The sequence below is a fragment of the Microbacterium sp. USHLN272 genome (assembly GCF_037149655.1).
Lineage (GTDB): Bacteria > Actinomycetota > Actinomycetes > Actinomycetales > Microbacteriaceae > Microbacterium > Microbacterium galbinum.
The window spans coordinates 2,683,566-2,709,312 of the sequence record NZ_JBBCRA010000001.1; the positions used below are offsets into that span (position 1 = coordinate 2,683,566).

A 25,747-nucleotide genomic window follows, 5' to 3' on the forward strand; every position below is an offset into this window, starting at 1 on the left:
ACGTTCGTATGATGATCGACTTCGCCGAGAAGGGCACGCCCGTTGCGCCCGCCGGGTCCGCGGTGCTAGCGCGTCGCCGGCACTACGCGGAGTTCTTCGGCCTCGAGCCGCTGCCCGAGGCGTTCGGGGTCGTCGTGGGCAACTGCCAGGCAGAGTCCCTGCGCTGGGTGATGGACGCGCCGGGTCGTCGATTCGTGCGCGTCCCGCCCGTGCACGACCTGAGCGGCGATGAGGCCGAGCGCCTGCACACGCTGGTGGCCGCCGCGCACACGGTTGTCACTCAGCCGATCCGCGACGACTATCGCGGCCTGCCCCTCGGGACGCGCCAGCTCGCCGCGGCCACCACTGCTCGCGTGGTCACCCTGCCGCCCGTGCGGTTCGCCGGTCTGCATCCGTTCCAGGCCGCGATCCGGGTGCCCGGGATCGATGAGGATCCGCCGCTCGTGCCGTATCACGACATCCGCACCCTGGCGGGAGCCGCGGGCATCCCGGTCGCCGCCGCGCTGCCGCCGACGAGGGTGCGCGCCGTCGGAGAGACCTCGATCGACGTCCTGCGCACCCGCGAGACGCGCTGCGATGTCCCGATCTCCGATCTGTTCGACGATGTCACCGCCGATCACATGCGCACCGTCAACCATCCCGGGAACGCCGTCTGGCTCCCGCTCGGCGAACGCGTGCTGCGCGTCCTGGGCGTCGCCGGCGGCCCGACCGACCCGGGGCGTCCACTGCTCGCCGCCGTGCGCGCCCCCCTCGAGCCCGAGGTCGTCGAGGCGTGGTCGCTCCCCGAGGAGCCGCGCGCGAACTGGATCGTCGACGGGGCGGACCTCGACGCCGACGAGGTGGAGGCCGCGCACCGGGAGTGGTACGCCGCCCGTCCGGAGTTCGTGCGGGCGGCCGTCGAACGGCTCGCTCCGCTTCTCGCCGTCTGGCGCGCCGCGTGAGCGCGATACCGCTCCTGCTCGCGCATCCGGGAACCCACGGCGTCGCCGTGTACTCGCGGGACCTCGCCGTCGCGGTCACCGCCGCGCACCCTGAGGTCGAGGTCGTCGAACCCGCCGACCTCCTCCGACTCGATCCGGGCACGACGGTGCACGCCCAGTTCACCGATCGCCTGTGGGCCGACTCACCGGAGGAGGCCTCCCGGCTCTTCACCGAGCTCGCCGCGCGGTTGCGGATCAGCGTGACGCTGCACGACGTGCCGCAGGAGTCGGATGGTCCGCGCAACCGCGTCCGGCGCCGCGACGCCTACGCGCTCGTCGCGCGCTCGGCCCGGGGAGTCGTCGTCAACAGCGCGCACGAGAGCGCGCTGCTGCGGGAGGAGGACGTCTGGGCGGGGCCGGTCGCGCGGGTGCCGCTGCCCGTCGAGGTGCTCGCCGCGCCGACCGAGGAGCGAGCCGAGCTCGATGGCACGGTGGGCGTGCTCGGGTACTTCTACCCCGGTAAGGGGCACGACGAGGCGGCGAGCGCGGCCGCCGCGGCGGGGCTGCAGCGGATGACGGTGCTCGGCCGCGCCTCGGAGGGGCACGCCGAGGATCTCGCCGCGTTCGTCCGCCGTGCCCGTTCGCAGGGCGTCGCCGTCGATGTGACCGGGTGGCTCGACGACGCCGAGATCGCACGGCGCGGGCGGGCGGTCTCGGTGCCGCTGATCGCACATCGGCACGTCTCGGCCTCCGGCTCTCTGGCCTCGTGGATCGGGTGGGGGCGTCGCCCCGTGGCGATGCGCAACCGGTACATCGACGAGATGGCGGCGCTGCGCCCGGGAACCCTCACGGTCGCCGACGAGAGCGATCTCGCCGCTGCGGTGCGCCGAGCGGCTGCGGACCCGGCGTCGACCCGGCACGGTCGCGATCGGGTGCCGGGGTCGTGGGACGACGCGGTCGACGCGTACACGCGCTGGTGGGCGGAGCGGGGCGCATGAGGGCGCCGTACGTGGTCGGCAACCGGTGGAACGAGCGCGACGGCGTGCATCCCGATCCGCTTCCCCGTGTCTCGGTGATCGTCGCGCACTACGACCAGCCGGACGAACTCGCCCGCACCCTGCACGCGCTGGGCGCGCAGGACTACCCGCCGGAGCTGCTCGAGATCGTCGTCGCCGACGACGGGTCTCCACGCCCCGTCGATGTGCCGGAGGGCGTGACCGTCGTCCGCCAGGACGACCGCGGCTTCCGCCTCTCCGCCGTGCGCAATCTCGGTGCGCGGGCGAGCAGCGGCGACATCCTCTGCTTCCTCGATGCCGACACGTCGCCGGAACCGGGGTACGTTCGGGCGCTCACCCGTCTCCCGGCGCTGCTGCCCGAGGCGGTCACGGTGGGGCGGCGGCGCCATGCCGACTTCTCCGGCATCCCGGCCACGGTCGCCGTCGCCGAGGCCGCCGTCGGTCGTGAGCTGTCGGAGCCGTCCTGGCTCGCCGAGGAGTACGCCCGCACCGCCGATCTTCGTGACGCCGACGACCGGTCGTACCGCTTCGTGATCGGGGCGGTGATCGCATGCTCGCGGATGCTGTACGACGAGGTGGGCGGGTTCGACGAGTCGTTCACCGCTTACGGCGGGGAGGACTGGGAATGGGCGCATCGGATGTGGCGGGCCGGTGCTCTCCTCGCGCATGTTCCCGAGGCCGTGGCGTGGCACGACGGGCCGGAATGGGCCGAGCGCGATGGAGCCGGCCTCGAACGAGCGAACGCTCAGACGCTGCGTCTGGTCTCGGCCATTCCCGTGCCGGGCTCCGCGCCACGGGCGCTGTGGGCGGGGGCGGCCGATGTCGTGCTGCGGCTGCGCGGATCGCACGCGCCGGCCGCGCTCTTCATCGCGGTGGATTCGCTGCTCGCGGCGTTGCCGCGCAGCCGGGTGGTGCTTGATCCCGGTGCCGCCGGCACGATCGACGATCCGCGCGTGGGTGTCTACGGAGCGGATGCCGACGCCCGGGTGACCTGGGAGGTCGATGTGCCGCTGGTGGTCCTCGACCCGCGGGGAATCACGGATCTCCTCGCTCGTTGCGGGGTCGGCGACGTGGGGACGGTGGAGCTCGTGGACGTCGACGGCGAACCGCTCGGCGTTCTGCGCTCCCGACGCGCGGAGCGTCGCGCGCAGCGCTGGGGCACGGAGGCCGCCTTCGCCACCGAGCGCAGGGTGGTCGACGGCGTGCACCGGATGCGCTCGGATCCGCGCGTCGAGGCATGGGTCGGCGGCTGGGGTGGACCGTCTGCCTTCATCTGACCCGAGGCCCTGGCCTATCGGAGGGGTCGAGCGCAAGCCCTCCTCACGAGAGAGCCGGTTCGCCTAACGTGGCGGCATGCCTGAATCGGATGAGCATTCCCCGACGAACCCCGTGACCCGCTACGCCCGCGTCGAGCCGCCGTTGCAGCACCAGCCCGAGCCCGGCATCCAGGCGCGCATGACCCCCGTCCCCGATCTCGGCGAGGAGTCGTATCGCGGCACCGCCCGGTTGACCGGCCGGCGGGCGCTCATCACCGGCGGGGATTCGGGCATCGGAGCGGCGACGGCCATCGCCTTCGCCCGCGAGGGTGCCGACGTCGTGATCGCGCACCTGCCCGGTGAGGAGGAGGACGCCGAGCACGTGCTCGCGCTCATCGCCGACGCCGGGCGCCGCGGACGCGCCGTGGTCGCCGACATCTCGGAGGCCGCGGAGTGCCGCCGGCTGGTCGCGGAGGCGGTGGACTTCCTCGGGGGCCTCGACGTCGTCGTCAACAACGCCGGTCGACAGATCGCGGTCGAGCGGGTCGAAGACCTCAGCGACGAGCAGTTCGAGGCCACCTTCCGCACGAACGTGTTCGCCAACTTCTGGATCACCAAGGCGGCTCTCGCGCACCTCGGACCCGGCGCCAGCATCATCAGCACGGCATCCCTCGAGGCGTACAAGCCCTCGCCCGACCGGCTCGACTACGCCGCGACGAAGGCCGCCGTCAACAACCTCGCGAAGGGCCTCGCGCTGCAGCTCGCCGCGCGCGGCATCCGCGTGAACGTCGTGGCGCCCGGCCCCGTCTGGACGGCTCTGCAGGTGTCGGACGGCGTCTCCGACGATCAGATGCTGCACTTCGACGACGAGAACACGTATCAGCGCGCGGGGCAGCCCGCGGAGCTCGCGCCCGCCTACGTCTTCCTCGCTTCGGAGGAGTCGGGCTACGTGTCGGGCGCGACGCTGAACGTCAACGGCGGCATGGTCACCCCGTGACCGCCGAGAGGTGCACGGTGTTCGTGCTGCCCGGCCTGGGGCTCGACGCCCGTTCCGCCCTGCCGCTGCAGGCCGAGTTGGACGAGCGTTTCCGCGTGGTCGCGGTGGAGCTCCCGGGCCAGGGATCCGCGCCGGATGCGCCCGAGGGATCGGTCGCCGCCCAGGTCGACGCCGCCCTGGCCGTGATCCGGGAAGCCGCCGACGGAGGACCCTGGATGCTGTGCGGGCACAGCATGGGAGGCAAGATCGCCGCGGCCGTCGCCGCCCGGATCCGCGACGGCGAGCCCGAGATCTTCGGCCTGCTCGGCCTGGTCCTGCTGGCGCCGTCCCCGCCGTCCCCCGAGCCGATGCCCGCCGAGAAGAGGCGGCAGATGCTCTCCTGGGCCGCCGAGGGCGGCATCTCCGAGAGCGACGCGCAGACCTTCGTCGACGACAACGTCGGCGGCGGGCTTCCGCCCGAGCGGCAGCGCGAGACCGTCGACGCGGTGGCCCGGATGTCGCCCCTCGCGTGGCGGCGGTGGCTCGAGGAGGGGAGCGTCGAGGACATGACGGCGTCCGTCGGGACGCTCGACCTCCCCTGCCGCGTGCTCGCCGGCGTTGAAGACGAGGCACTCGGCGCTGACGCGCAGCCGGACCTGCTCGCCGACGTGTATCCGCGCGCCCGGTTCATCGCCCTGCCCGGAGCGGGGCACCTGCTCCTGCAGGAGCGCCCCGGCGAGGTGGCGGCGGCGATCACCGAGCTGTGGGAGGAGATCGCGGAGCACAGCGTGCGAGTGCCCGCGGAATGGGGGACTCTGCTCGCCTCGCCGCGGGTCTCGGCGCGCGTGCGGAGCACGCTCGCGCGCCGTGCACTGCCCGACGATCCCGCGTACCGCCCGCGGGTGCTCTCCTCGGAACAGCTGGACCTCCTGCGCGCCGTCGCCGCCCGCGTGGTGCCTCAGCCGCCCGGCGGGAGCATCGATCTGGCGGCGCGCGTCGACGCCGATCTCGCCGCCGGCGGCGGAGACGGCTGGCGTCCGGCCGGCGCGCTGTCGGACGACGAGGCGTATCGCGCCGGCCTCGACCAGCTCGCCCGGGTGTGGCCCGAGGAGGCCGAGGCGCGGGACGAGGTGCTGCGAGAGGTGATCGCCGGCACCGCGATTCCGGGCATCACCGCGGATGCCGACGACCTGCGGCGCTGGTTCGAAGACGTGCGCGTCGATCTCGTGCGCGAGTGGCTCTGTCATCCCGCCTCCCTCGCCCGGGTCGGCTACGACGGGTTCGCCACGGGTGCGGAGGAAGTCTCCTTCGCGGGGTATCTCGCCTTGGGAGCCGGTCTGCGCGACGGGTGGGAGCCCTCCGATCTCGGTGCGGTCGTGGACGACCCGGAGGGGGCGGCATGAACCTCGTCGGCATGCGCACGTACGACCGCGACGAGATCGTGGACGTCGTGGTGGTCGGCACCGGCGCGGGGGGCGCGCCGCTGCTGGCGAGACTGGCGGAGCGGGGGCTGCGCGTGGTCGCGCTCGAAGCCGGGCCGAATCACGATCCCGCCGACTACACCCCCGACGAGGTCGAGGCGACCGCGATCAACTGGATGTCGAGCCGATTCAGCGGCGGAGACGCTCCGACCGCGTTCGGCCCGAACAACAGCGGGTTCGGTGTCGGCGGAGGAACCGTGCACTGGGGGGCGTTCACTCCCCGTCCGGATGCCCGCGATCTGCGGCTGCGGACCGAGACCGGTGAGGGCGCGGACTGGCCGATCGACCACGACGACCTCATCCGCTACGTCGCGCAGGTCGAGGCCGACATCGGCGTATCGGGTCCCACGCCGTACCCGTGGGACCCGTCGCGCACCTACCTGTACCCTCCGCCCCGGCGCAACGCCCCGGCAGACCTCATGCTCGCGGGTGCGGCGGTTCTCGGCATCCGCGCGGCCGACGCCCCGGCGGCGATCCTCACGCGGGACCGTCTGCAGCCCCACCACGGTCTGCGGCACGCCACCACCAATGTCGGGTCGATCCACCAGGGCGAACGCCACGGCGCCAAAGCGACCACCGCGATCACCTACCTTCCGGCCGCGGTCGCCGCAGGCGCCGAGATCCGCCCGGATGCGGTCGTGCACACGATCGAGCGCGATGTGCGCGGGCGGGTGACCGGTGTCGTGTACCGCGAGGACGGCGAGGATCGGCGGCAGCGGTGCGCCGCGCTCGTGCTCGCGGGCGGCGGCGTGGAGACTCCCCGGCTGCTGCTGCACAACGGGATAGCGAACTCGAGCGGACAGGTCGGGCGCAATTTCCTCGCCCACGGCGCCGTGCAGGTCTGGGGGCGTTTCGACGAGCAGATCCGCGGATACCGCGGCTACCCCTCGGCGGTCATCACCGAGGACTTCGTGCGCCCCGTCGGCGCGGACTTCGCCGGCGGCTACCTGCTGCAGAGTCTCGGGGTCATGCCCTTCACGTACGCCACCTCGCTCGTGCGCGGGGGAGGGGCCTGGGGCACCGATCTCGTCGATGAGCTGGAGGCCGCGAGGTACAGCGCCGGCATCGGGATGAACGCGGAATGTCTCCCATCCGACGAGAACCGCATCGAACTCTCGTCGGAGACGGACGAGTGGGGGCTGCCGCGGGCGACGATCACGTTCTCGCCGGGAGCCAACGAGAAGGCCATCGACGATCACGCGATCGCGACCATGACCGATCTGCTGAGGGCGGCGGGCGCGCGCAGCACCCGCGTGCTCGCGCGGTCGGCGCACACCCTCGGCACCTGTCGGATGAGCGACGATCCCGCGGAGGGCGTGGTCGACGGTTCGGGTCGTTCGCACGACATCGAGAACCTCTGGGTGTGCGACAACTCGACCTACCCGAGCGCGCTGACGGCGAATCCGGGGTTGACGCAGATGGCCCTGTCGCTGCGCACGGCCGACCGGATGCTGGCGGGCCTGTGATCGATCGGCGGCGGAGGAGACGAGAATGGATCGATGCCCGTTAGCGACGCCCGGCACGACGCCGACGACCCGATCGATCTCTCGGTCGATCACGTCTCCTGCGACGGCGTCGTCACCCGGGTGACGCGCGTCGAGGCCGCCGATCCCGCGTCGTCGCGCGCATTCGTGCTCGTCGCCGGCCTCGGGGTGGCGGCCAGCTACTTCGAGTTCCTCGCGCCGACCCTCGCGGAGAGGGGCGACGTCTACGCCCTCGATCTTCCCGGCTTCGCCGGGATGTCGGCCGCGCGCGGGCGCACACCCGACGTCGCGTTCTTCGCGGATCAGGTCGAGGCGGTGCTCGACCACTACCGGCTCGACGACCCCGTGTTGATCGGGCACTCGATGGGGGCCCAGATCGTCACCGAGGTGCTGGGACGCAGGTCGGGGCTCTCGCACGCGGTGCTCGTGAGCCCGGTCGTCAACGAGGCCGAGGCGACGGTCTTCCGGCAGACCGTGCGATTCGCGCAGTCGGCGACGCGGGAGTCGGTGCACCTCGCGATGATCGCGGTGTCGGCGTATCTTCTGTGCGGACCGGTCTACTTCGTGCGTGTGCTCCCGCACGTGCTGCGCTACCGGATCACCGAGCGGATCGCGGATGCCGACGCTGCCCTGCTGCTGATCCGCGGCGAGTTCGACACGACCTCGCCGCGCCGGTTCCACTCCCGTCTCGTCGCGGGGGCGGCGTCGGCGCGACGCTGGGAGATCGAGGGTGCCTCGCACTCCATCATCAACGGCCACGCGGTGGGGGTCGCCCAGCTCACGCTCGCGCACGTCGACGACCGGCTGCGGCGGAGGGGGCGTCTCGACGACGAGGATGCCGTGACCCCGCCGCCCCTGCACGTCGATGCGCGGCTGGTCTGGGGAGCGTTCACGGCGCGCGTGTCGGAATGGGTGAGCGCGCTGCGCCGCGACGAGGCGGGCGTCGAACGCGCCAAGGAACGCCACGCGCGGATCCTGCGTCGGGCATACGGTCGCCTGCGCCGCCGCCGCTTGGACGGCTGAGGGGTCGCGTTCTTTCAGCGGCGTGCGCGCAGCGCCAGCCAGGCCGCGGCACGGTCGTCGGCGCTCGACATCGACAGCCCGGTGACGTGCTCGATCCGTCGCACCCGTGCCGCCAGGGTCTGGCGATGGACGCCCAGGCGTGCGGCCGCGGCTCCCCAGGCGCCGTTCTCGGCGAGGAACGTGTGCAGGGTGTCGACGAGATCGTCGTCGAGCGGATCGACCAGTGCGGCCAGCGTGCGTGCATCGCCGGGCGCGAGGCGGTCGAGCACGAGGTCGACGGTCGGCATCGAGCGGTAGTGCACGACGGAGCGCCCCTCGTTCGCGGCGACCCGGTGGGCGCGACGCGCCTCCTCGACGGATCTCGCGAGGCCGTCGAGCGGCACCGGGGAGCCGAGCCCCAGATGCAGGGGCACGGAGAACGCCGTCGCGCGATCCGCGATCTCGTCGAGGTTCTCCGCGCGGACGAAGCCCCTCACCACTCCCTGCGCGGCGGTGAGCAGATGCGGCGCGCCGAGGTCTTCGAGCCAGTGGATGACGGCGCGCTCGGCGTCGACGCTCGATGAGCGCGCCGAGAGGGTGAAAGCGGCGAGCGTGCGATCGCGCACGCCCCACTCCTTCGCCAGCGCGACGGCGTTCGGTCCCCCGTCTTCCAGCACGCGCATCATCGTGGCGCGTCCGAGGCGTTCGGTCCTGCTGCCGTCGTGCGTGCGCAGGAGCAGATCGAGCAGCGCCGCCGCCTGGGAGCTGAGGTCGCGGGCGCGGCTGGTCGAGCCGCTGCGGGCGGTCACCACGAGGAACGCGGACATGTCCTCGTCGGTGCCGACGGGATGCACCTGCAGCGCCCGACTGCGCACGCGGACCGGGCGGTTGAACGCCACGGCGACCGCATCCCCGATGTGCAGGGCGCCGGCGCCTGCCGAGGCGATCGGCTGCGCGTCGCGATCGAGCAGCACGGCCCACCCGTCGAGGCGTCGGGCCAGCTCGGCGACCACCCCCGCCACTCCGCTGCGGCGGGCGGCGAGCGCGAGCACCTTGGTTGCCGCGAGAACGGCGCGGTCCTCGGCCGCGGCATCCGTCGCGAGCACCGCCTGCAGGGTGGGCAGAACGACGGACGGGTCGACCGTGGGCGCGATCAGCGCGGTGACCCCGTCCGGCACGGCGGAGAGAGGCCCGGTCGCGACGACCACGGCGAGCCGCAGCAGATCGCCGCGCTCCGGATCGTCGAGTCCGCGCGCGATCTCCTCGGGGCTGCCGACCACGAGGGTCGCGAACTGCGGATGCGGTACGACGGCGAAGTCGCCCACCGGCACGGCGCTCGCCACGGTGGCCTTCGGGCCGAGAGCGCCGCCGGCGACGAGCGTCGCGCCGAGGAGCCGAGCGATCGATGCCAGGTCTCGTGCCATCTCCGAAGTATAAGGAATGTCGATTGGGATGCTTGTTCCTCATCATTTTTGTGAATGACACCGCTGCGCCGCTGTTCCTACGATGAGGCGCGACCCACACGAACGAAAGGGGCCCCATGCAGGCCATCGTCTTCCGCGACAGCGACAGCCCGATCGAGCACACCGAGGTGCAGCTCGCTCCTCCGTCTGCCGGAGAGGTGCGGGTGAAGATCGCCGCCGCCGGGGTCTGCCACTCCGACCTGCACGTGAAGCGGGGCGAGTGGGCTGCGCCGGCACCGATGGTGATGGGCCACGAAGGCTCCGGCATCGTCACCGAGCTCGGCGAGGGCGTCACCTCGCTCGCCGTCGGCGACCACGTGGTGCTCAGCTGGGTGCCGCCGTGCGGCGAGTGCCGGTACTGCCGCTCGGGCCACGAGGCGCGGTGCCAGAAGGTCGCCACGGTCGTCGCGCCGCTCGGCGTGCTGTTCGACGGCACCTCCCGTCTCAGCAAGGACGGCGAGACGGTGCACCACTACCTGGGTGTCTCGTCGTTCGCCGAGGAGGTCGTGGTTCCGGCATCCGGCGCGATCAAGGTGCGCGACGACGCACCGCTCGACGTCATCGCCGTCGTCGGATGCGCGGTCGCGACCGGCGTCGGCGCGGTGATGAACACCGCGGGCGTCGAACCCGGAGCGCTCGTCGCCGTGATCGGATGCGGCGGCGTGGGCCTCAACGTCATCCAGGGCGCGCGGCTCGCCGGGGCCGAGCGCATCGTCGCGATCGACGTGCGCGAGGACAAGACCCGCCTCGCGGCGCAGTTCGGCGCCACCGACCAGATCGTCGCACCCGACGGCGACGCCGTCGCCCAACTGCGCGCGCTGCTTCCCGACGGCGTCGACTACGCCTTCGACGCGATCGGTCGCACCGTCACCACCGAGCAGTCCATCGAGATGCTCGGCCTCGGCGGAGCCGCGGTGATCGTGGGGCTTCCCCCGACCGGTGCGCGCGCCTCGTTCGAGCCGCTGGTGCTGGCCGAAGCCGACCAGCGCATCCTGGGCTCGAACTACGGCTCGGTGCGCCCGGCCATCGACATCCCCGCGCTCGTCGACCGGTACATGGACGGTCAGCTGATCCTCGATCCGCTCATCTCCTCGCGCCGACCGCTCGCCGAAGCCGCCGAGGCGTTCGAGGAGCTCGAGTCCGGCCAGGCCCTGCGCACGCTCCTCATCCCCTGACCTCTTCCCTTCCCTCCCTGCACTACTCCGCCGACCCCGATACGAAGGAGACCCCGTGACCACGACCACCCCCCAGAGCCCGCCCGGCCCCGCCGCCGGCGTCCCGATCGATGCCGGGCTGCGCCGCGGCGTGATGAGCGGACCGGAGCTCGCCGCCCAGGCGATCGCCAACATCGCTCCCAGCGCGGTCATTGCGTTCACCGCCGCCGCGATCTTCCTCGGCGCCGGCAACGGCACGATCTACGCCTTCGTGCTCGCCACGATCGTGATCCTCTGCGTCGGCTACTGCGTCGTGGTCTTCGCGCGCAAGCACGCCTCGGCCGGATCGCTCTACACCTACGTGTCGAAGGGCCTCGGTCCGGCCGGCGCGTACCTCGCCGGCGCGACGCTCCTGATCGGATGCTTCGGCATCGCCGCCGCCTCCCTCATGGGTTCGGTGTCGTACATGAGTCAGTTCCTCACCCTCCTCGGCATCCCCGCCTCGGGGCTGGGCTGGAGCATCGGGCTCGCCGTCGTGCTCGGCGGGCTCGCGACGCTGTTCACGATCCGCGGCATCCGACTGTCGGCACGCGTCTCGCTGGTGCTGGAGCTTCTGTCGGTCGCGATCATCCTCGTGCTGCTGATCTCGGCGCTCGTGTGGGCCGGGCCCGCGGCCTGGGATCCGGCCCAGCTGATCGCCGAGGGCTCGTCGTTCCAGGGCATCGCGGCCGGCATGGTGCTCGGCATCCTCGGGTTCGTCGGGTTCTCGTCCGCCGATGCGCTCGGTCGTGAGGCGAAGAACCCCTACAAGGCGATTCCCCGCGCGATCATGTGGAGCGCGCTGACCGTCGGCATCCTCTACGTCTTCGCGGCGTACACGCAGATCGCCGTCCTCGGCGACGATCTGGCCACCGCGGCGAGCCCGCTCGAGAGCATGTCGGAGCTCATCGGCATGCCGCTGTGGTTTGCGCCGGTGCTGACCTTCGGCGTCGCGGCGTCGTTCTTCGCCGTCGTCGTCGCGCCGCTCAACGTGATCGGGCGCATCGTCTACGTGATGGGCAAGGAGGGCGTGGTGCACGAGCGGTTCGGTCGCACGCACGACCGCCACCTGACGCCGCACCGGGTGCTGCTCGCCGCGGGGGCACTCGCCGTCGTCGTCGACATCGTGTTCCTCGTCGCGGGAGCCGACCCCATGGAGATCCTCGTGTGGGTCAACACCTGGGGAACCTACGGCTACATGGTCGCGTACGCGCTCGTCGCGATCGCCTGCGTCGTCTACACGCAGCGCGCCGGCATGCGCAACGGCCTCGTCTGGGTCTGCGCCACGATCGCCGTGGTCACGATGGCCTACGTGTTCTTCGCGAACGTGTTCCCCGTGCCCGCTTTCCCGTTCAACGTCATCCCCTACGTGTTCGTGGTCTGCGTGCTCGCCGCCCTCAGCCGCTACTGGTTCCTCCAGGCGCGTCGCCCCGAGGTGATCGCCCGCATCGGCAACACCGAGACGTCGGCGATGGACGGCGTCGGCTGATAGACCCCCCCCCGGGCGACGGTGGCCAGGAACCCGATGAGGGTCCTGGCCATCGTCGTGTCCGGGCGGCCCCGTCTTCGAGCGCCTAGTCGATCAACTCCACCCCGAAGTCCGAGACCACGGCGCGCAGTTCTTCCAGATACCGCTGCGCCTGCTCGGTGAGGGGGATCGCGGACTGGCCGATCCACCCGATCTCGATGCGCTCGTCGATGTCGAGGGGGATCGCGGCGATGGAGGGGTCGAGGTCGTCGCTGATGATTCCGGTCGAGATCGTGTAGCCGTCGAGGCCGATCATGAGGTTGAAGATGGTGGCGCGATCCGAGACGCGGATCTCCTGCGGGGTCGACAGGGTGGAGAGGATCTCCTCCGCGAAGTAGAACGAGTTGTTCGCGCCCTGGTCGAAGGTGAGCCGCGGGAACCCGGCGAGGTCGTCGAGGGTGACGCGCTCGCGGGCGGCCAGCGGGTTCTTGCGCGAGATGAAGATGTGCGGGTCGGCGAGGAAGAGCGGGCGGAACGCGAGCCCCGAGTCGCGCAGCAGCTTGTCGATGACGCTGCGGTTGAAGTCGTTGCGATACAGGATGCCGATCTCGCTGCGCAGCGTGCGGACGTCTTCGATGATGTCCCACGTGCGCGTCTCGCGCAGCGAGAACTCGTACTCCGCGGCGCCGCTGGTCTTCACCATCCGCACGAACGCGTCGATCACGAACGAGTAGTGCTGCGCCGAGACGCCGAGCAGGCGCCGGGACGGCGGTCGGCCGAGGTAGCGCTGCTCGAGCAGTTCCACCTGCTCGGTGACCTGCCGTGCGTAACCGAGGAACTCCGCGCCGTCGGTGGTGAGCGTCACACCGCGCGCCGATCGCAGCAGGAGCGTGCGCCCCGCCCGCGACTCGAGGTCTTTCATCGCGGCCGACATGGTGGGCTGCGAGACGTAGAGCAGGTCGGCGGCCGCGCTGATCGAGCCCTCCGCCGCGACCTCGACGAAGTACTGGAGCTGCTGGAGGGTGATTCCGCTGGATGAGCGAGCCATAGGGAGAGCCTATATGGATGCATAGGCCAGGCGAGTTACCTGATAACCGGTGTCTGGTTGCACGATGGAGCTACAGACTTCCCCGGCCTCTCGGCCGATCATCCAGCAGATGGGCCTCTCATGGCGAACGACTTCACGTTCCACATCACCACCACGCGCTTCGACGAGGACTACTCGCCGTCGGACGACTCGCGCATCACGACGAACTTCGCGAACCTCGCGCGCGGCGAGCACCGTCAGCAGAACCTGCGTAACGCGCTCACCATGATCGACCGACGTTTCAACGACCTCGCCCACTGGGACAACCCGGCCCGCGACCGCTACACGCTCGAGCTCGAGATCATCTCGGCCGGGCTGGAGTTCGAGTCCGAGGGAGAGGACCAGCGGTTCCCGCTGCTCGAGGTGCTCGACATCCAGATCGTCGATCGCCTCACCGGCCGCCGTCACCACGGGATCGTGGGCAATAACTTCTCGTCCTACGTGCGCGACTACGACTTCAGCGTGCTGCTGCCGGCCGTGACCGAGGCGGCGGGAACGTTCACGCTGCCGGACGACTTCGGCGGTCTGCACGGCAAGCTCTTCCGCCGCTTCCTCGCCTCGGATGCCTACCGCGAGCGCTTCACGACCTCCCCGGTCATCTGCATCAGCGTCTCGACGAGCAAGGAGTACCGCCGCTCCGAGAACCACCACCCGGTGCTCGGCGTCGAATACCTGCAGGACGACCACTCCCTGACCGACGAGTACTTCGGGCGGATGGGTCTGCAGGTGCGGTACTTCATGCCTCCCGGAAGCGTGGCGCCGCTGGCGTTCTACTTCGAGGGCGACCTGCTGAACGACTACACGAACCTTCAGTTGAGCGGCACCATCGCGACCATGGAGACGTTCCAGAAGATCTACCGTCCCGAGATCTACAACGCGAACTCGGCGGCGGCGAGCATCTACCGGCCGAGCCTCGGTCAGAACGACTACTCGTCGACGCAGATCGCCTACGACCGCGAGGAACGCAGCCAGCTCGCGCTCGCGCAGGGCAAGCACACCGAGGAGCACTTCATGAAGCCGCATGGCGAGGTGCTCGCCGAGTGGGCCGCCGGCTACCCGGTCGCGGCCGCGTGAGCCGCGGAGCATCACCCGATATGAACACGCTTCTCCCCACCTCGATCGTCGGCAGCCTTCCGAAGCCCTCCTGGCTCGCGCAGCCCGAAACCCTCTGGTCGCCTTGGAAGCTCGAGGGCGATGCCCTGGCCGAGGGCAAGCAGGACGCCCTGCGCAGCGCCGTGCAGGAACAGACCCGACGCGGCATCGACGTGATCAGCGACGGCGAGCAGACCCGCCAGCACTTCGTCACGACGTTCATCGAGCACCTCAGCGGCGTCGACTTCGATCAGCGCGAGACGGTCCGCATCCGCGATCGCTACGACGCGAGCGTGCCGACCGTCGTCGGCGCCGTGAGCCGCGAGAAGCCGGTGTTCGTCGACGACGCGCGCTTCCTCCGCCAGCAGACCGATCAGCCGATCAAGTGGGCCCTGCCCGGCCCGATGACGATGATCGACACGCTCTCGGACCGCCACTACCGGAGCCGCGAGAAGCTGGCCTGGGAGTTCGCGACGATCCTGAACCAGGAGGCGCGGGAGCTCGAGGCCGCCGGTGTCGACGTCATCCAGTTCGACGAGCCCGCCTTCAACGTGTTCTTCGACGAGCTCAAGGACTGGGGCGTCGCGACGCTCGAGCGGGCCGCCGAGGGACTGCGCGCCGAGACCGTCGTGCACATCTGCTACGGCTACGGCATCAAGGCCAACAACGACTGGAAGGCCACGCTCGGATCGGAGTGGCGCCAGTACGAGGAGTCGTTCCCGCTGCTGCAGCAGTCGATCATCGACACGGTGTCGCTCGAGCGCGCGAACTCGCACGTGCCGCTCGACCTCATCGAGCTCATCCGCGGCAAGAAGGTCATGCTCGGCGCGATCGACGTGTCGAGCACGACGGTCGAGACGCCCGAGCAGGTCGCCGACACCCTGCGCGACGCGCTCGCGTTCGTCGACGCCGACAAGCTCGTGCCGAGCACGAACTGCGGCATGGCGCCCCTGCCGCGAGACGTCGCCCTCGGCAAGCTCAGCGCGCTCAGCGCGGGGGCGGCGCTGCTCCGCGACGAGCTGTCCACGAACGCACGGTGACCGCGCCCGGCGTCGCGGGTGGGGTCACACCCGAGGCGGCTCGCTCGGCGGGAAGAGCAGGCGCGTCTGGTAGCGGGTCATCGCGAAGACGACGGCCCCGAGACCGGCGAAGACCACGGCACCGACCGCTGTGACCCAGCCGATGACCGACGACGCATAGTCGGACGGATCGTTCGCCCCGACGATGATGAAGAACACCCCGATGATGAGAGCGATCGCCGCGAGGGCGAACACCCCGATGCCGACCCAGCGCAGGGCGGCTTGAGCCTGCGGAGCGTGGAACGTCGGGCGGATGCCGTACTTCGAGTTCGTGTACTGACTCCATCGCGCGCCGGTCCACCAGCGACCGGTGGTGCCGGTGATCGGGTACCAGCCGGCCCCGGCGCCCTCCTGCTCGCCGGGAAGCGGGCGGAACGCCTCGGTCATCAGCGGGGCGGAGGTCGGCACCGGGATGCGCAGTACGGCGGTCGTCTGGATCGCGATGCCGAACCACAGGGCGGCCACGAGCAGCATCGGGATTCCGGCGAACGAGACGCCGGGAGCGAGCGTGCCGAGCACGAACTGCACGGCGCCCAGCGAGGCGAAGACCGCCCCCAACGCCCAGGCGAAACCCACCTGCTCGGTGCTCGCCCAGTCCGTGCCGTGCGAGCCGTCGCTCTTCGTGCGCATCGCCGTCCACTTCTTCCCGTCCCACCAGCGGGCGGGGCCGGCGGGGGTGACGTACCAGCCGGGCAGGGGGCCGGCAGCGATCGTCGACGTCGGGCCGACGGGCGGTGCGGATGCCGCGACGGCAGCCGGAGCATCCGCCTCGTGCGCCGTCCACTGCGTGCCGTCCCACCAGCGCACACGCCCCGGCGTGCCCGCGTCGTACCATCCCGGTGCTGCGTTCATGAAGCGACCCTCCCCGTCGGCTGTAGCGGTTCGAGCGTAACGTCTCGGCTCCCGCGCCCGCCTCTGACGCGGGGCCGAGAGCGGGCAATCCTTGGCAAATCTCGTGGCAAGTTCGTGACGATCACATGACGCACCCATCGAAAAAGCGCGGTATCACAAGGGACACGTGGCACATCTGTGGCACATCGCTTGTCTTGTCGGATCGGCGATCCATACAGTTCCCTCAAGCGAGCGAAAGCGCCGCCCATGAATCAGCTAGCGGACCCGCGCACCCCCGACATCGGCGCCTGACGCTCGATCGTGGTACCTGTTGAGAGTCCGCCAATGGAGGCGAAATGACGAATACTGCAATTCCCAAGAAGACGCCCGCGAAGGCGGCCATCGCTTCCTGGGTCGGCACGACCCTGGAGTACTACGACTTCGCCGTCTACGGCACGGCCGCAGCGCTCGTGCTCAATCAGCTGTTCTTCCCTCCTGAGCTCCCCGAGGGTGTGCGCGTGCTGCTCAGCATGATGACGCTCGCGGTCGGCTACGTGGTCCGCCCGCTCGGCGCCTTCATCCTCGGCCCGCTCGGCGACCGCTTCGGCCGCAAGTTCGTCATGATGTTGACGCTGTTCGGCATCGGCATCTGCACGTTCATCATCGGCTGCCTGCCGACCTTCGAGCAGATCGGCATCCTCGCCCCGATCCTGCTGGTGGTCATCCGCATCATCCAGGGCCTGTCGGTCTCGGGCGAGCAGGCCAGCGCGATCTCGATGAGCCTCGAGCACGCGTCCGACAACCGCCGCGGCTTCACGACGAGCTTCGTCACGAGCGGTTCCGCCTCGGGTGGCCTGCTCGCGACCGCCGTCTTCATCCCCTTCGCGGCGCTGCCGACCGAAGACCTGCTCGGCTGGGCCTGGCGCATCCCGTTCTGGCTCTCGGCCGTCGTCGTCGTGGTCGCGTACCTCATCCGCCGCAACCTCGAAGAGCCGCCGTCGTTCGTCGAGACCCAGGCGATCAAGGCGCAGCTGCCGCCGATCAAGCAGGTGCTGCGCTTCCACTGGCGCACGATCATCCGCGTCGCCGCCTGCGCCATGATCGCCGGCGTAAGCTACCTGTTCGCCACGTTCTCTGTCGCGTTCGCGACCACCGGATACGGCCTCGACAAGTCGACCATGCTCTGGGTGCCCGTGCTCGCCAGCCTGCTCGCCCTGCTCTACACACCGTTCGCCGGGTACATCTCCGACCTCATCGGACGCAAGACGGTCTTCATCATCGGAGCCGTGGGCGCCGGTGTCACGACCGTGCCGTACCTGTGGGCGATCAGCGAGGGCAACTGGCCGCTGATCTTCACCCTCGGCATCCTCTGCAACGGGTTCTTCTACTCCACGGCCAACGCCGCGTGGCCGGCGTTCTTCGCCGAGATGTTCCCGAACCGCGTCCGCGTCTCGGGTCTCGCGGTCGGCACGCAGATCGGCTTCGCGATCGCCGGTGCCATCGGCCCCGTGGCGTCGACGGCGCTCGCCGGAGAAGACCTGCAGAACTGGTTCGGACCGGCCCTCCTCGGACTGGGACTCATGGCGATCGCCGTGATCGCTGCGCTCACCGCGAAGGAGACCCGTCGCTACTCGCTCGACGAGGTCGACGACGTGCAGCAGACCCAGAAGGAGAAGGACGCGGTCACCGCGTCGATCCTCGTCCCCTGACGACGGATGCCTCGAGGGCCCGGGATGCTTCGGCATCCCGGGCCCTTCGAGCACCCGGGAAGCCGTGAGGGGTCAGGACACGCCGCAACGCGGCATCCGTTCAAGGCGTGTCTTGACCCCTCACGGAGAAAAGAAGGAGCGGGAGGGAGCGGGCGTCAGGCTTTGCGGGGGCCGGTGGATGCCCGCACCGTGAGGTGCGCCGAGATGTGGTCGATGCGGTCGGAGCGATCGCGGGTCGCGAAGCGGCCGATCAACATGTCGACCGCGGCGCGACCGGCGCTCTCACCCGGCGAGGTGACGGTGGTCAGCGGCGGATGCGAGAACGACGAGCCGAAGATGTCGTCGCAGCCGACCACGCTGAGGTCGTCGGGGATCGAGACGCCGAGCTGGCGGAACCGGTCGAGCGCCCCGATCGCGAGCACGTCGTTGAAGAAGATGCAGGCGGTCGCGCGGGTGAGCACGACCGCATCCGCTGCGGCCGCCCCGTTCGCGAGGGTCACGTGGTAGCGGCCGACGGCGACGAGGTCGACGCCGTCCTCCTCGGCGGCAGCCGTGATCGCATCGAAGCGCGTGCCGTCGGTCCAGGAGCCGTGCGGGCCGCGCACGTAGGCGATGCGGGTGTGTCCGAGCGAGTGCAGGTAGTGCACCGCCTGCGCGAGGCCGGCGGGGGTGTCGATCACGACGCCGGAGAGCCCGGGGGACTGGCGGTTGATCACCACGGTCGGCGCGATCTGCGCGACCGCGCGCAGGGCCTCGTCATCGATGCGCGGCGACGACACGACGATGCCGTCGACGGTGCGGGCGAGCTCGCGCAGCCACTGCTCCTCCATCGGCAGCGACTCCTCGGTGCTGACGAGCAGGTGCAGGTAGCTCGCCGCCCGGATCTGCGCCTGAGCGCCCCGGGTCACGTCGAGGTTGAACGGGTTGGTGAGGTTCGGGAGCACGAGTGCGATCGTGCCGCGCGCGAGGCGGTTCTCGGCGGCGGGCAGGAGCGCCGAGGTGTAGCCCATCTCCTGCGCCTTGCTGGTGATGCGCTCGTACATCGTCGGGCTCACGCGGTTGGGGTTCGAGAGGGCGCGCGAGACCGTCGAGGGGGCGACGCCGAGCGCCTCGGCGATCTCGGTGAGGGTGACGCGGCGCTGCACGCGGCGGGCGGGAACGGCCATGGCTCGATGGTAGCGAAGCGGCGCCGTCATCGGTACCCATTGCTGGCACGGATTTTGCCAACGGGCCGAACCGAATGCCCGAGAATCACGGGATTCGAGCGAGGTATCCGGCACGGAAGCGGCACGATCCTGCACCCTCCGGTGCCGACCGTCCTAGCCTTTTCCCGACGGCGGAATCGACGACGAGAGGAGCTGGCGATGACCCGCAGGATCGACCTGGTCGCTGACCTGGGTGAGGGCTTCGGCCCGTGGCGGATGGGCGACGACGCCGCCCTCCTCGACGTGCTCACCTCGGCCAACATCGCGTGCGGCTTCCACGCCGGCGACTCGCAGATCATGGACGAGACCGTCCGCGCCTGCGTGCAGCGCGGCGTCGGCATCGGCGCCCACCCCTCGTTCCCGGATCTGCAGGGCTTCGGGCGTCGCGACATGGGCCTCACGGCCGACGAGGTGCGCACCGACGTGCTCTACCAGTTCGGTGCGCTGCAGGCGATCGCCGCCTTCCACGGCACACAGGTCACCCACCTCGCCCCGCACGGCCGGCTCGGCAACCTCGTCGCGGTGCGCGAGGACTACGCGGATGCCGTCGCCACCGCCGCCGCACGCCTCGACCCCGAGCTCATCGTGCTCGCCCAGGACGGCAAGCTCGCCGACGCCGCCCGGGCCGCGGGTCTGCGCGTGGGCATCGTCGGCATCGCCGACCGCGCCTACGAGGACGACGGCACCCTGGTGCGCCGCACCGAGCCCGGCGCCGTGATCCACGACGCCGAGGAGATCCGTCGGCGCACCGTGCGGATGGTCGTCGACGGCGTGATCGAGAGCCGTAACGGCGTGCTCATCCCCGTCGCCTGCGACACGGTGCTCGTGCACGGAGACACCGACGGCGCGGTGGAGCTCGCCCGCCAGATCCGCGCGGGCCTCGAATCGGCGGGCGTCGAGATCGCCCCGCTCGCGGACTGGCTGGAGTGAGCGATCCCATGTCATCGGCATCCGTCGTCATCTCGCCCAGCGGCAACTCCGCGCTACGCGTCGCCAGCACCCTCGCCGACCGCGAAGCGGGCTGGCGCCTCGTGCACCACCTGGCCCGTTTCGTCGACGCGGCCCACGTGCCCGGCGTCGAGTGCGTCATCCCCACCTACGACGCGGCGCTGATCGAGATCGATCCCGCCGAGGTGTCGCTCGAGCGTCTCGGCGAGTACCTCGAGCACGTGGTCGACGGCCTCGATCACGACCGCCCGCTCACCGACAGCCCGCGCACCTTCGACGTGCCGGTGCTCTACGACACCGACGGCGAGCTCGACCTCCGCACCGTCGCCGATGCCCAGGGCCTCAGCGTCGCCGACGTCATCCGCCTGCACTCCGAACCGACCTACGTGGTGCGCTGCCTCGGTGCTCCCGGCGGCTCGCCCATGCTCGACGGCCCGCCGTTCCCCCTGCCCGTTCCGCGTCTCGCGAGCCCGCGGGCGCACGTGCCGCAGGGCGTGGTGTCGGTCGCCGGACGCCAGGCGACGATCACCCCGGCCGCGGCCCCGGGCGGCTGGCCGCTCATCGGGCGCACGCCGCTCGTCGTGCTCGACCTCGCGGCGGAACCGTTCGTGCCCTACGAGCCCGGCGACCTGATCCGCTTCCGCGCGATCGACCAGGCGGAGTACGACGCCCTGCTCGGCACCCGGATGGTGGCGCTGTGAACGCCGGGGCGGGGAACGCGGATGCGGTAAACGCCGGGGCGCTGACGGTCATCGAGGCCGGATCCACCCAGGTCACCGACCTCGGGCGGCGCCGGGGTCCCCGCTTCGGCGTGCCGGTCAACGGCGCCCTCGATCAGCGCTCGGCCCGGATCGCGAACATCCTCGTCGGCAACCCCGAGACCGCCCCGGTGCTCGAGATCACCGCCCTCGACGCCGAGTTCGTCGCCGACATCGACATCCTCATCGCGGTCTCCGGCGCCGACGGGCACCTCACCGTCGACGGCGTCGGCCGGCCCACGAACCAGCCGGTCTCGGTGCGCGCGGGCGAGGCGATCGCGCTGCGGCAGATCCAGGGCGGATTGCGCTCCTATCTCGCGGTGCGCGGGTCGTTCGACGTGCCGCAGCTGCTCGGCAGCTGCGCTCCTGACTCGGTGCTCGGCTTCGGCGGGCGCCTCGTGGTCGGCGAGCGGATCGCGCTGCGCACCGCCACGGCGCCGGTCTTCAACGCGCACTTCACGGCCGAGCTCTACGACCTCGACGTGCCGCGACTGCCCACGGGCTTCATCGTCGACGTCACCGACGGCCCCGACCTCGACGACTTCGCGGGTACCGCCGACCGACTGTTCGCCCAGCCCTATCTCGTCACCCCGAAGAGCAACCACATCGGGCTGCGCATGACCGGGCCGCTGCCCGAGCGGCGGACGCAGGGCGAGGTGCTCTCGCGCGGCGTTCCCGTGGGGGCGGTCGAGGTTCCGCCGGGCGATGAACTGCTCGTGCTGCACCGCGGGCGGGGCGTCACCGCCGGGTACCCGGTGCTCGCGGTCGTCACCTCCGGCTCGCTCGACGTGCTCGCCCAGGTGCGCCCGGGGCAGCACCTCCGCTTCCGGCGGCTCTCGGCATCCGATGCCGCGGCCCGTGCCCGCGCCGAGCTCGTCGAGCTCGAAGCGCTCCGCCTTCGCGTCCGCTCCGTCTTCGACGCGCTGGACGCCCTCTCCACAGCCACCACCGGAAGGACCCTCCTATGACTTTCTCCGACTACCGCACCGCCGTCGTCACCGGCGCGACGAGCGGCGTGGGCCGCGGCGCGATCGACCTCTTCCTCGCGAAGGGTCTCACCGTGCACGCGATCGCCCGCGACGAGCAGAGGCTGGCGGCCCTCGCCGAGAAGGGCGTGATCACCCACGCGCTCGACGTGCGCGACACCGCCGCCCTCACGCGTGCGCTCGACGGGGTCGAAGCCGACATCGTGCTCAACAGCGCCGGCGTCAGCCGCGCGGGCAACATCCTCGACGCCTCGGCCGACGACCTCGACGACCTCGTCGAGGTCAACCTCACGGCGGTCATGCAGATCCTGCGCCTGCTCTACCCGGGCATGGTCGAGCGCGACCGCGGCCACGTGCTCAACATCTCGTCGATCGCCGGGCACTACAACTTCTTCGGCCACACGGCCTATCACGCGACCAAGGCCGCCGTGCACCAGCTGTCGCGCCAGCTGCGCAACGACGCCCTCGGCAAGCGGGTGCGCGTCACCGAGCTGAGCCCGGGCCGCATCGAGACCGAGATCTTCTCGCGCAACCTGGGCGGCACGCCCGAGACGGATGCCGCCGCCTGGGCGACCTACTACGAGGGCTTCGAGTCGCTCACGGTCGACGACATCGTCGCGGCCATCGACTACGCGGTCGACGCCCCCTCGCACGTGAACATCGGGCTCATCGAGCTCATGCCCACCTTCCAGGTGCCGGGCGGACTCACCTTCGACCGCCGTGACGCCGAGCTCGTGCAGTCCGCAGCGACCGCCGCGAGCGCCGAGTAAACGAGAACGCAGAGTAAAGAGGAACGAGACCATGGTTCACGTCACCACCAAGATCGAGCGCGCCGAGGCATCCGACATCGCCCGTCTGGGCGAATTCACCGCCGCGACCATCCACGAGGCCCAGGGTCGCCGCGGCGCACTGAACTCGAACATCACGCCCATCGACCGCGACATGTCGTTCGTCGGCTCGGCGTTCACGGTCGTCTGCGCCCCGCGCGACAACCTCATGCTGCAGGTCGCCATCCACTACGCGCAGCCCGGCGACGTGCTCATCGTCTCGGCGGGCGAGTTCGCCGAGGCCGGCATGTTCGGCGACGTGCTCGGCAACGCCTGCAAGGCCAAGGGCATCGCGGCGCTGGTGACCGACGCCGGTGTGCGCGACACGCAGGAGCTGCGCGAGCTGGGCCTGCCCGTCTTCTCGGGCAGCGTCTCGATCAAGGGCACGGTCAAGGAGACCCTCGGGGCGCTCAACCAGCCCGTCGTCTTCGCGGGCGAGCTGATCCGCCCCGGCGACATCGTCAAGGGCGACGCCGACGGCATCGTCGTCGTGCGCCGCGAAGAGGTGCGCGAGGCGGCCGAGCTGTCGGCGGCGCGCGACGCGCACGAGGCCGAGCTCATCACGAAGTACTGGGCCGGCGGCACGACCATCGAGCTGTGCAACCTCACCGAGGTGCTCAAGGCCAAGGGCCTCACCTCCGACATCGAGGACGCATCGTGACCGCCAGCACCGAGACCCCCGCGTCGTCGTTCCGCGCCGCCGAGCGCCTCGGACGCATCAAGCCCTCGCCCAGCACGGCGGCCGCGGCACGCGTGCGCGAGCTGAAGGGTCAGGGGCGAAGCATCCTCGACCTCACCGTCGGCGAGCCCGACTTCGACACCCCCGCGCACATCAAGCAGGCCGCGATCGCGGCCATCGAGGCCGGCGAGACCAAGTACACGCCCGTGAACGGCACGCCACGGCTGCGCCAGGCGATCCGCGGCGCGCTGCAGCGCACGCACGGCATCGAGTACTCGGATGCCGGGATCACGGTCGGCGGCGGAGGCAAGCAGGTCATCTTCCTCGCGCTCATGGCGACGGTGGATGCTGGCGACGAGGTGCTCATCCCCGCGCCGTACTGGGTGTCGTACCCCGACATGGTGCGCGCGAACGAGGGAACCCCCGTGATCGTGCCGACGTCGGCCGAGAACGGCTACAAGGTCACGGCCGCGCAGCTCGAGGCCTCGATCACCGACCGCACGACCTGGCTGATCCTGAACAGCCCGGGCAACCCGAGCGGTGCGATCCACACCGAGGAGGAGCTGTCGGCCCTCGCCGAGGTGCTGCGCCGCCACCCCGCGGTGTCGGTGCTCTCCGACGAGATCTACAGCGAGATCTCGTTCACGGGCATCCCCGCCCCGAGCCTCGCCGCGGTCGCCCCCGACCTGCGCCACCGCGTGCTCGTGGTGTCGGGCGTCTCGAAGTCGTACGCGATGACGGGCTGGCGCCTCGGGTATGCGGCGGGCGACCCCGCCCTCGTCGGTGCCATCAACACGCTGCAGTCGCAGACCTCCTCGTGCCCGTCGTCGATCAGCCAGGCCGCCGCGGCCGCCGCGCTCGAGGGTCCGCAGGACTTCATCGTCGAGTCGGTGCCGGTGTACTGCGAGCGTCGCGACGTCGCGGTGGCGGGTCTCCGCGCGATCGACGGACTCACCCCGCTCGTGCCCGACGGCGCGTTCTACCTCTACGTCGACTGCGCGGGACTCATCGGCCGCACCACCTCCGAGGGAAAGGTGCTCGCCGACGACCAGGACGTGACGTTCTACCTGCTCGATCAGGCCGGCGTCGCCGTGATCCAGGGTTCCGCCTACGGCAGCTCGCCCTTCTTCCGCATCTCGTTCGCGACCGACCTCGGCACCATCACCGCCGCGGTCGAGAAGATCGCCGAAGCCGTGGCGGCGCTGCGATGAGCGACGCCACGGCCAGCGACCGCCTGCGCGTCGTCGTCGCCGCGCCCCTCGCCCCCGAACTGTGCGACCTGCTGGTCGCCCGCGAGCCTCGCATCGACCTCGTCGTCGATCAGACGCTGCTGCCGCCGATGCGGCATCCCGCCGACTTCTCCGGCGACCCGTCGTTCCGTCGCACGCCCGAGCAGCAGGCCGCCTACGAGGCGCTGATCGACTCGGCCGAGGCGCTGTACGGCATCCCCGACGTCGACCCCGCCGCCCTCGCCCGCACGGTGCGCGCCAACCCGGCACTGCGCTGGGTGCACACGATGGCGGCCGGTGGTGGCGGTCAGGTGCGCGCCGCGCAGCTCACCGACGACGAGCTGCGGCGGGTGACCTTCACGACCTCGGCCGGTGTGCACGGCGACGCGCTCGCCGAGTTCGCGGTGTTCGGCGTCTTCGCCGGCGCCAAGCACCTGCCTCGGCTGCAGCGCCAGCAGCGCGAGCGCGAGTGGAGCGGCCGCTGGGTCATGTCGCAGGTCGCCGACCAGACGGTGCTCGTGCTCGGTCTCGGCGGCATCGGGCAGGCCGTCGCACGCCAGCTCGCCGCCCTCGGCACGACGGTGATCGGCACCTCGCGCAGCGGGGCATCCGTTCCGGGTGTCTCGCGCGTCATCCACCCGGACGACGTCGCCGAGGTGCTGCCCGAGGTCGACGCGGTCGTGGCGACCCTGCCCGGCACCGACGCCACGCACCACCTCGTCGGCCGCGACTTCTTCGCCGCGCTCCGCCCGGGCGCGACGCTCGTCAACGTCGGACGCGGCACGGTCATCGACGAGGCCGCCCTGCTCGAGGCGCTCGACGCCGGAACCGTGGGTTTCGCCGCGCTCGACGTGTTCGAGGTCGAGCCGTTGCCGTCGGACAGCCCCCTGTGGTCGCACCCCGACGTGCTCGTGAGCCCGCACACCGCGGCGCTCGACGCCCGAGAAGACGGGCGCATCGCCGAACTGTTCGCCGACAACGCCACGCGCCTCCTCGACGGCACGCCACAGCGCAACGTCGTCGACACCATCGAGTTCTACTGATCGGGACGGAGCATC

23 protein-coding genes are annotated in these 25,747 nt (G+C 71.0%); 19 read left to right on the forward strand and 4 right to left on the reverse strand.

Annotated elements, in window-relative coordinates:
• The first annotated feature begins 11 nt into the window (after positions 1-11).
• From WFJ97_RS12890 to WFJ97_RS12920, 7 genes are all read left to right on the forward strand, one after another.
• Positions 12-941 (forward strand): WcbI family polysaccharide biosynthesis putative acetyltransferase, encoded by a 930-nt coding sequence (locus WFJ97_RS12890; protein ID WP_336641780.1) that lies wholly within the window; start codon positions 12-14, stop codon positions 939-941.
• Positions 938-1,918 (forward strand): hypothetical protein, encoded by a 981-nt coding sequence (locus WFJ97_RS12895; protein WP_336641781.1) that lies wholly within the window; start codon positions 938-940, stop codon positions 1,916-1,918. Before WFJ97_RS12890 ends, WFJ97_RS12895 begins: the two co-directional genes overlap by 4 nt.
• Positions 1,915-3,213 (forward strand): glycosyltransferase family 2 protein, encoded by a 1,299-nt coding sequence (locus tag WFJ97_RS12900; RefSeq protein ID WP_336641782.1) that lies wholly within the window; start codon positions 1,915-1,917, stop codon positions 3,211-3,213. The genes WFJ97_RS12895 and WFJ97_RS12900 overlap by 4 nt, the downstream gene beginning before the upstream one ends.
• A gap of 76 nt (positions 3,214-3,289) precedes the next feature.
• The gene (locus tag WFJ97_RS12905; protein WP_336641783.1) at positions 3,290-4,189 is read left to right on the forward strand and encodes an SDR family oxidoreductase; all 900 of its coding nucleotides are present in this window, start codon (positions 3,290-3,292) and stop codon (positions 4,187-4,189) included.
• Positions 4,186-5,571 (forward strand): alpha/beta fold hydrolase, encoded by a 1,386-nt coding sequence (locus WFJ97_RS12910; RefSeq protein ID WP_336641784.1) that lies wholly within the window; start codon positions 4,186-4,188, stop codon positions 5,569-5,571. Before WFJ97_RS12905 ends, WFJ97_RS12910 begins: the two co-directional genes overlap by 4 nt.
• Positions 5,568-7,115: a GMC family oxidoreductase gene (locus WFJ97_RS12915; RefSeq protein ID WP_336641785.1), complete on the forward strand. Its 1,548-nt coding sequence runs from the start codon at positions 5,568-5,570 to the stop codon at positions 7,113-7,115. The genes WFJ97_RS12910 and WFJ97_RS12915 overlap by 4 nt, the downstream gene beginning before the upstream one ends.
• A gap of 33 nt (positions 7,116-7,148) precedes the next feature.
• Positions 7,149-8,156, forward strand: coding sequence for an alpha/beta fold hydrolase (locus tag WFJ97_RS12920; RefSeq protein ID WP_336641786.1), 1,008 nt, complete (start codon positions 7,149-7,151; stop codon positions 8,154-8,156).
• Positions 8,157-8,170: 14 nt separating this feature from the next.
• Here the strand turns inward: WFJ97_RS12920 and WFJ97_RS12925 are convergent, their stop codons facing one another.
• Positions 8,171-9,559: a PucR family transcriptional regulator gene (locus WFJ97_RS12925; RefSeq protein WP_336641787.1), complete on the reverse strand. Its 1,389-nt coding sequence runs from the start codon at positions 9,557-9,559 to the stop codon at positions 8,171-8,173.
• Between the two features lie 116 nt (positions 9,560-9,675).
• Between WFJ97_RS12925 and WFJ97_RS12930 the strand changes: the two genes are divergently transcribed.
• A complete protein-coding gene (locus tag WFJ97_RS12930; protein WP_247956871.1) occupies positions 9,676-10,773 on the forward strand; it encodes an alcohol dehydrogenase catalytic domain-containing protein in 1,098 nt (365 codons plus the stop codon).
• Positions 10,774-10,906: 133 nt separating this feature from the next.
• Entirely contained in the window at positions 10,907-12,280 is a 1,374-nt protein-coding gene (locus WFJ97_RS12935; RefSeq protein WP_336641881.1) for an APC family permease, read from the forward strand.
• Between the two features lie 85 nt (positions 12,281-12,365).
• Here the strand turns inward: WFJ97_RS12935 and WFJ97_RS12940 are convergent, their stop codons facing one another.
• Entirely contained in the window at positions 12,366-13,307 is a 942-nt protein-coding gene (locus WFJ97_RS12940; RefSeq protein WP_336641788.1) for a LysR family transcriptional regulator, read from the reverse strand.
• Positions 13,308-13,427: 120 nt separating this feature from the next.
• Between WFJ97_RS12940 and WFJ97_RS12945 the strand changes: the two genes are divergently transcribed.
• Positions 13,428-14,420, forward strand: coding sequence for a putative oxygenase MesX (locus WFJ97_RS12945; RefSeq protein ID WP_336641789.1), 993 nt, complete (start codon positions 13,428-13,430; stop codon positions 14,418-14,420).
• A gap of 20 nt (positions 14,421-14,440) precedes the next feature.
• Entirely contained in the window at positions 14,441-15,478 is a 1,038-nt protein-coding gene (locus WFJ97_RS12950) for a methionine synthase (protein WP_336641790.1), read from the forward strand.
• 24 nt (positions 15,479-15,502) lie between these two features.
• Here WFJ97_RS12950 and WFJ97_RS12955 read toward each other — a convergent pair whose 3' ends face one another.
• Positions 15,503-16,369 carry a DUF2510 domain-containing protein gene (locus tag WFJ97_RS12955; RefSeq protein ID WP_336641791.1) on the reverse strand — a complete coding sequence of 289 codons (867 nt, stop codon included), beginning with the start codon at positions 16,367-16,369 and terminating at the stop codon, positions 15,503-15,505.
• 335 nt (positions 16,370-16,704) lie between these two features.
• Here WFJ97_RS12955 and WFJ97_RS12960 point away from each other — a divergent pair, with 335 nt between their 5' ends.
• Positions 16,705-18,057: an MFS transporter gene (locus WFJ97_RS12960; RefSeq protein ID WP_336641792.1), complete on the forward strand. Its 1,353-nt coding sequence runs from the start codon at positions 16,705-16,707 to the stop codon at positions 18,055-18,057.
• A 155-nt stretch (positions 18,058-18,212) separates the two neighbouring features.
• On the opposite strand, the gene WFJ97_RS12965 is transcribed toward WFJ97_RS12960, so the two are convergent.
• Complete coding sequence (locus WFJ97_RS12965) at positions 18,213-19,223, reverse strand: LacI family DNA-binding transcriptional regulator (protein WP_336641793.1); 1,011 nt, start codon at positions 19,221-19,223, stop codon at positions 18,213-18,215.
• 198 nt (positions 19,224-19,421) lie between these two features.
• Between WFJ97_RS12965 and WFJ97_RS12970 the strand changes: the two genes are divergently transcribed.
• Genes WFJ97_RS12970 through WFJ97_RS13000 form a run of 7 tightly spaced genes read left to right on the forward strand, consistent with a single transcriptional unit; the run spans position 19,422 to position 25,732 of the window.
• Positions 19,422-20,192 carry a LamB/YcsF family protein gene (locus WFJ97_RS12970; RefSeq protein ID WP_336641794.1) on the forward strand — a complete coding sequence of 257 codons (771 nt, stop codon included), beginning with the start codon at positions 19,422-19,424 and terminating at the stop codon, positions 20,190-20,192.
• Entirely contained in the window at positions 20,189-20,911 is a 723-nt protein-coding gene (locus WFJ97_RS12975) for a 5-oxoprolinase subunit B family protein (RefSeq protein ID WP_336641795.1), read from the forward strand. Before WFJ97_RS12970 ends, WFJ97_RS12975 begins: the two co-directional genes overlap by 4 nt.
• Positions 20,908-21,936: a biotin-dependent carboxyltransferase family protein gene (locus WFJ97_RS12980; protein ID WP_336641796.1), complete on the forward strand. Its 1,029-nt coding sequence runs from the start codon at positions 20,908-20,910 to the stop codon at positions 21,934-21,936. The genes WFJ97_RS12975 and WFJ97_RS12980 overlap by 4 nt, the downstream gene beginning before the upstream one ends.
• A complete protein-coding gene (locus tag WFJ97_RS12985) occupies positions 21,933-22,724 on the forward strand; it encodes an SDR family oxidoreductase (RefSeq protein ID WP_247956862.1) in 792 nt (263 codons plus the stop codon). Before WFJ97_RS12980 ends, WFJ97_RS12985 begins: the two co-directional genes overlap by 4 nt.
• 31 nt (positions 22,725-22,755) lie before the next feature.
• The gene (locus tag WFJ97_RS12990) at positions 22,756-23,442 is read left to right on the forward strand and encodes a 4-carboxy-4-hydroxy-2-oxoadipate aldolase/oxaloacetate decarboxylase (protein WP_247633893.1); all 687 of its coding nucleotides are present in this window, start codon (positions 22,756-22,758) and stop codon (positions 23,440-23,442) included.
• The gene (locus tag WFJ97_RS12995) at positions 23,439-24,671 is read left to right on the forward strand and encodes an aspartate transaminase (protein ID WP_336641797.1); all 1,233 of its coding nucleotides are present in this window, start codon (positions 23,439-23,441) and stop codon (positions 24,669-24,671) included. Before WFJ97_RS12990 ends, WFJ97_RS12995 begins: the two co-directional genes overlap by 4 nt.
• Positions 24,668-25,732: a D-2-hydroxyacid dehydrogenase gene (locus tag WFJ97_RS13000; RefSeq protein ID WP_247624591.1), complete on the forward strand. Its 1,065-nt coding sequence runs from the start codon at positions 24,668-24,670 to the stop codon at positions 25,730-25,732. The genes WFJ97_RS12995 and WFJ97_RS13000 overlap by 4 nt, the downstream gene beginning before the upstream one ends.
• Positions 25,733-25,747: the final 15 nt, after the last annotated feature.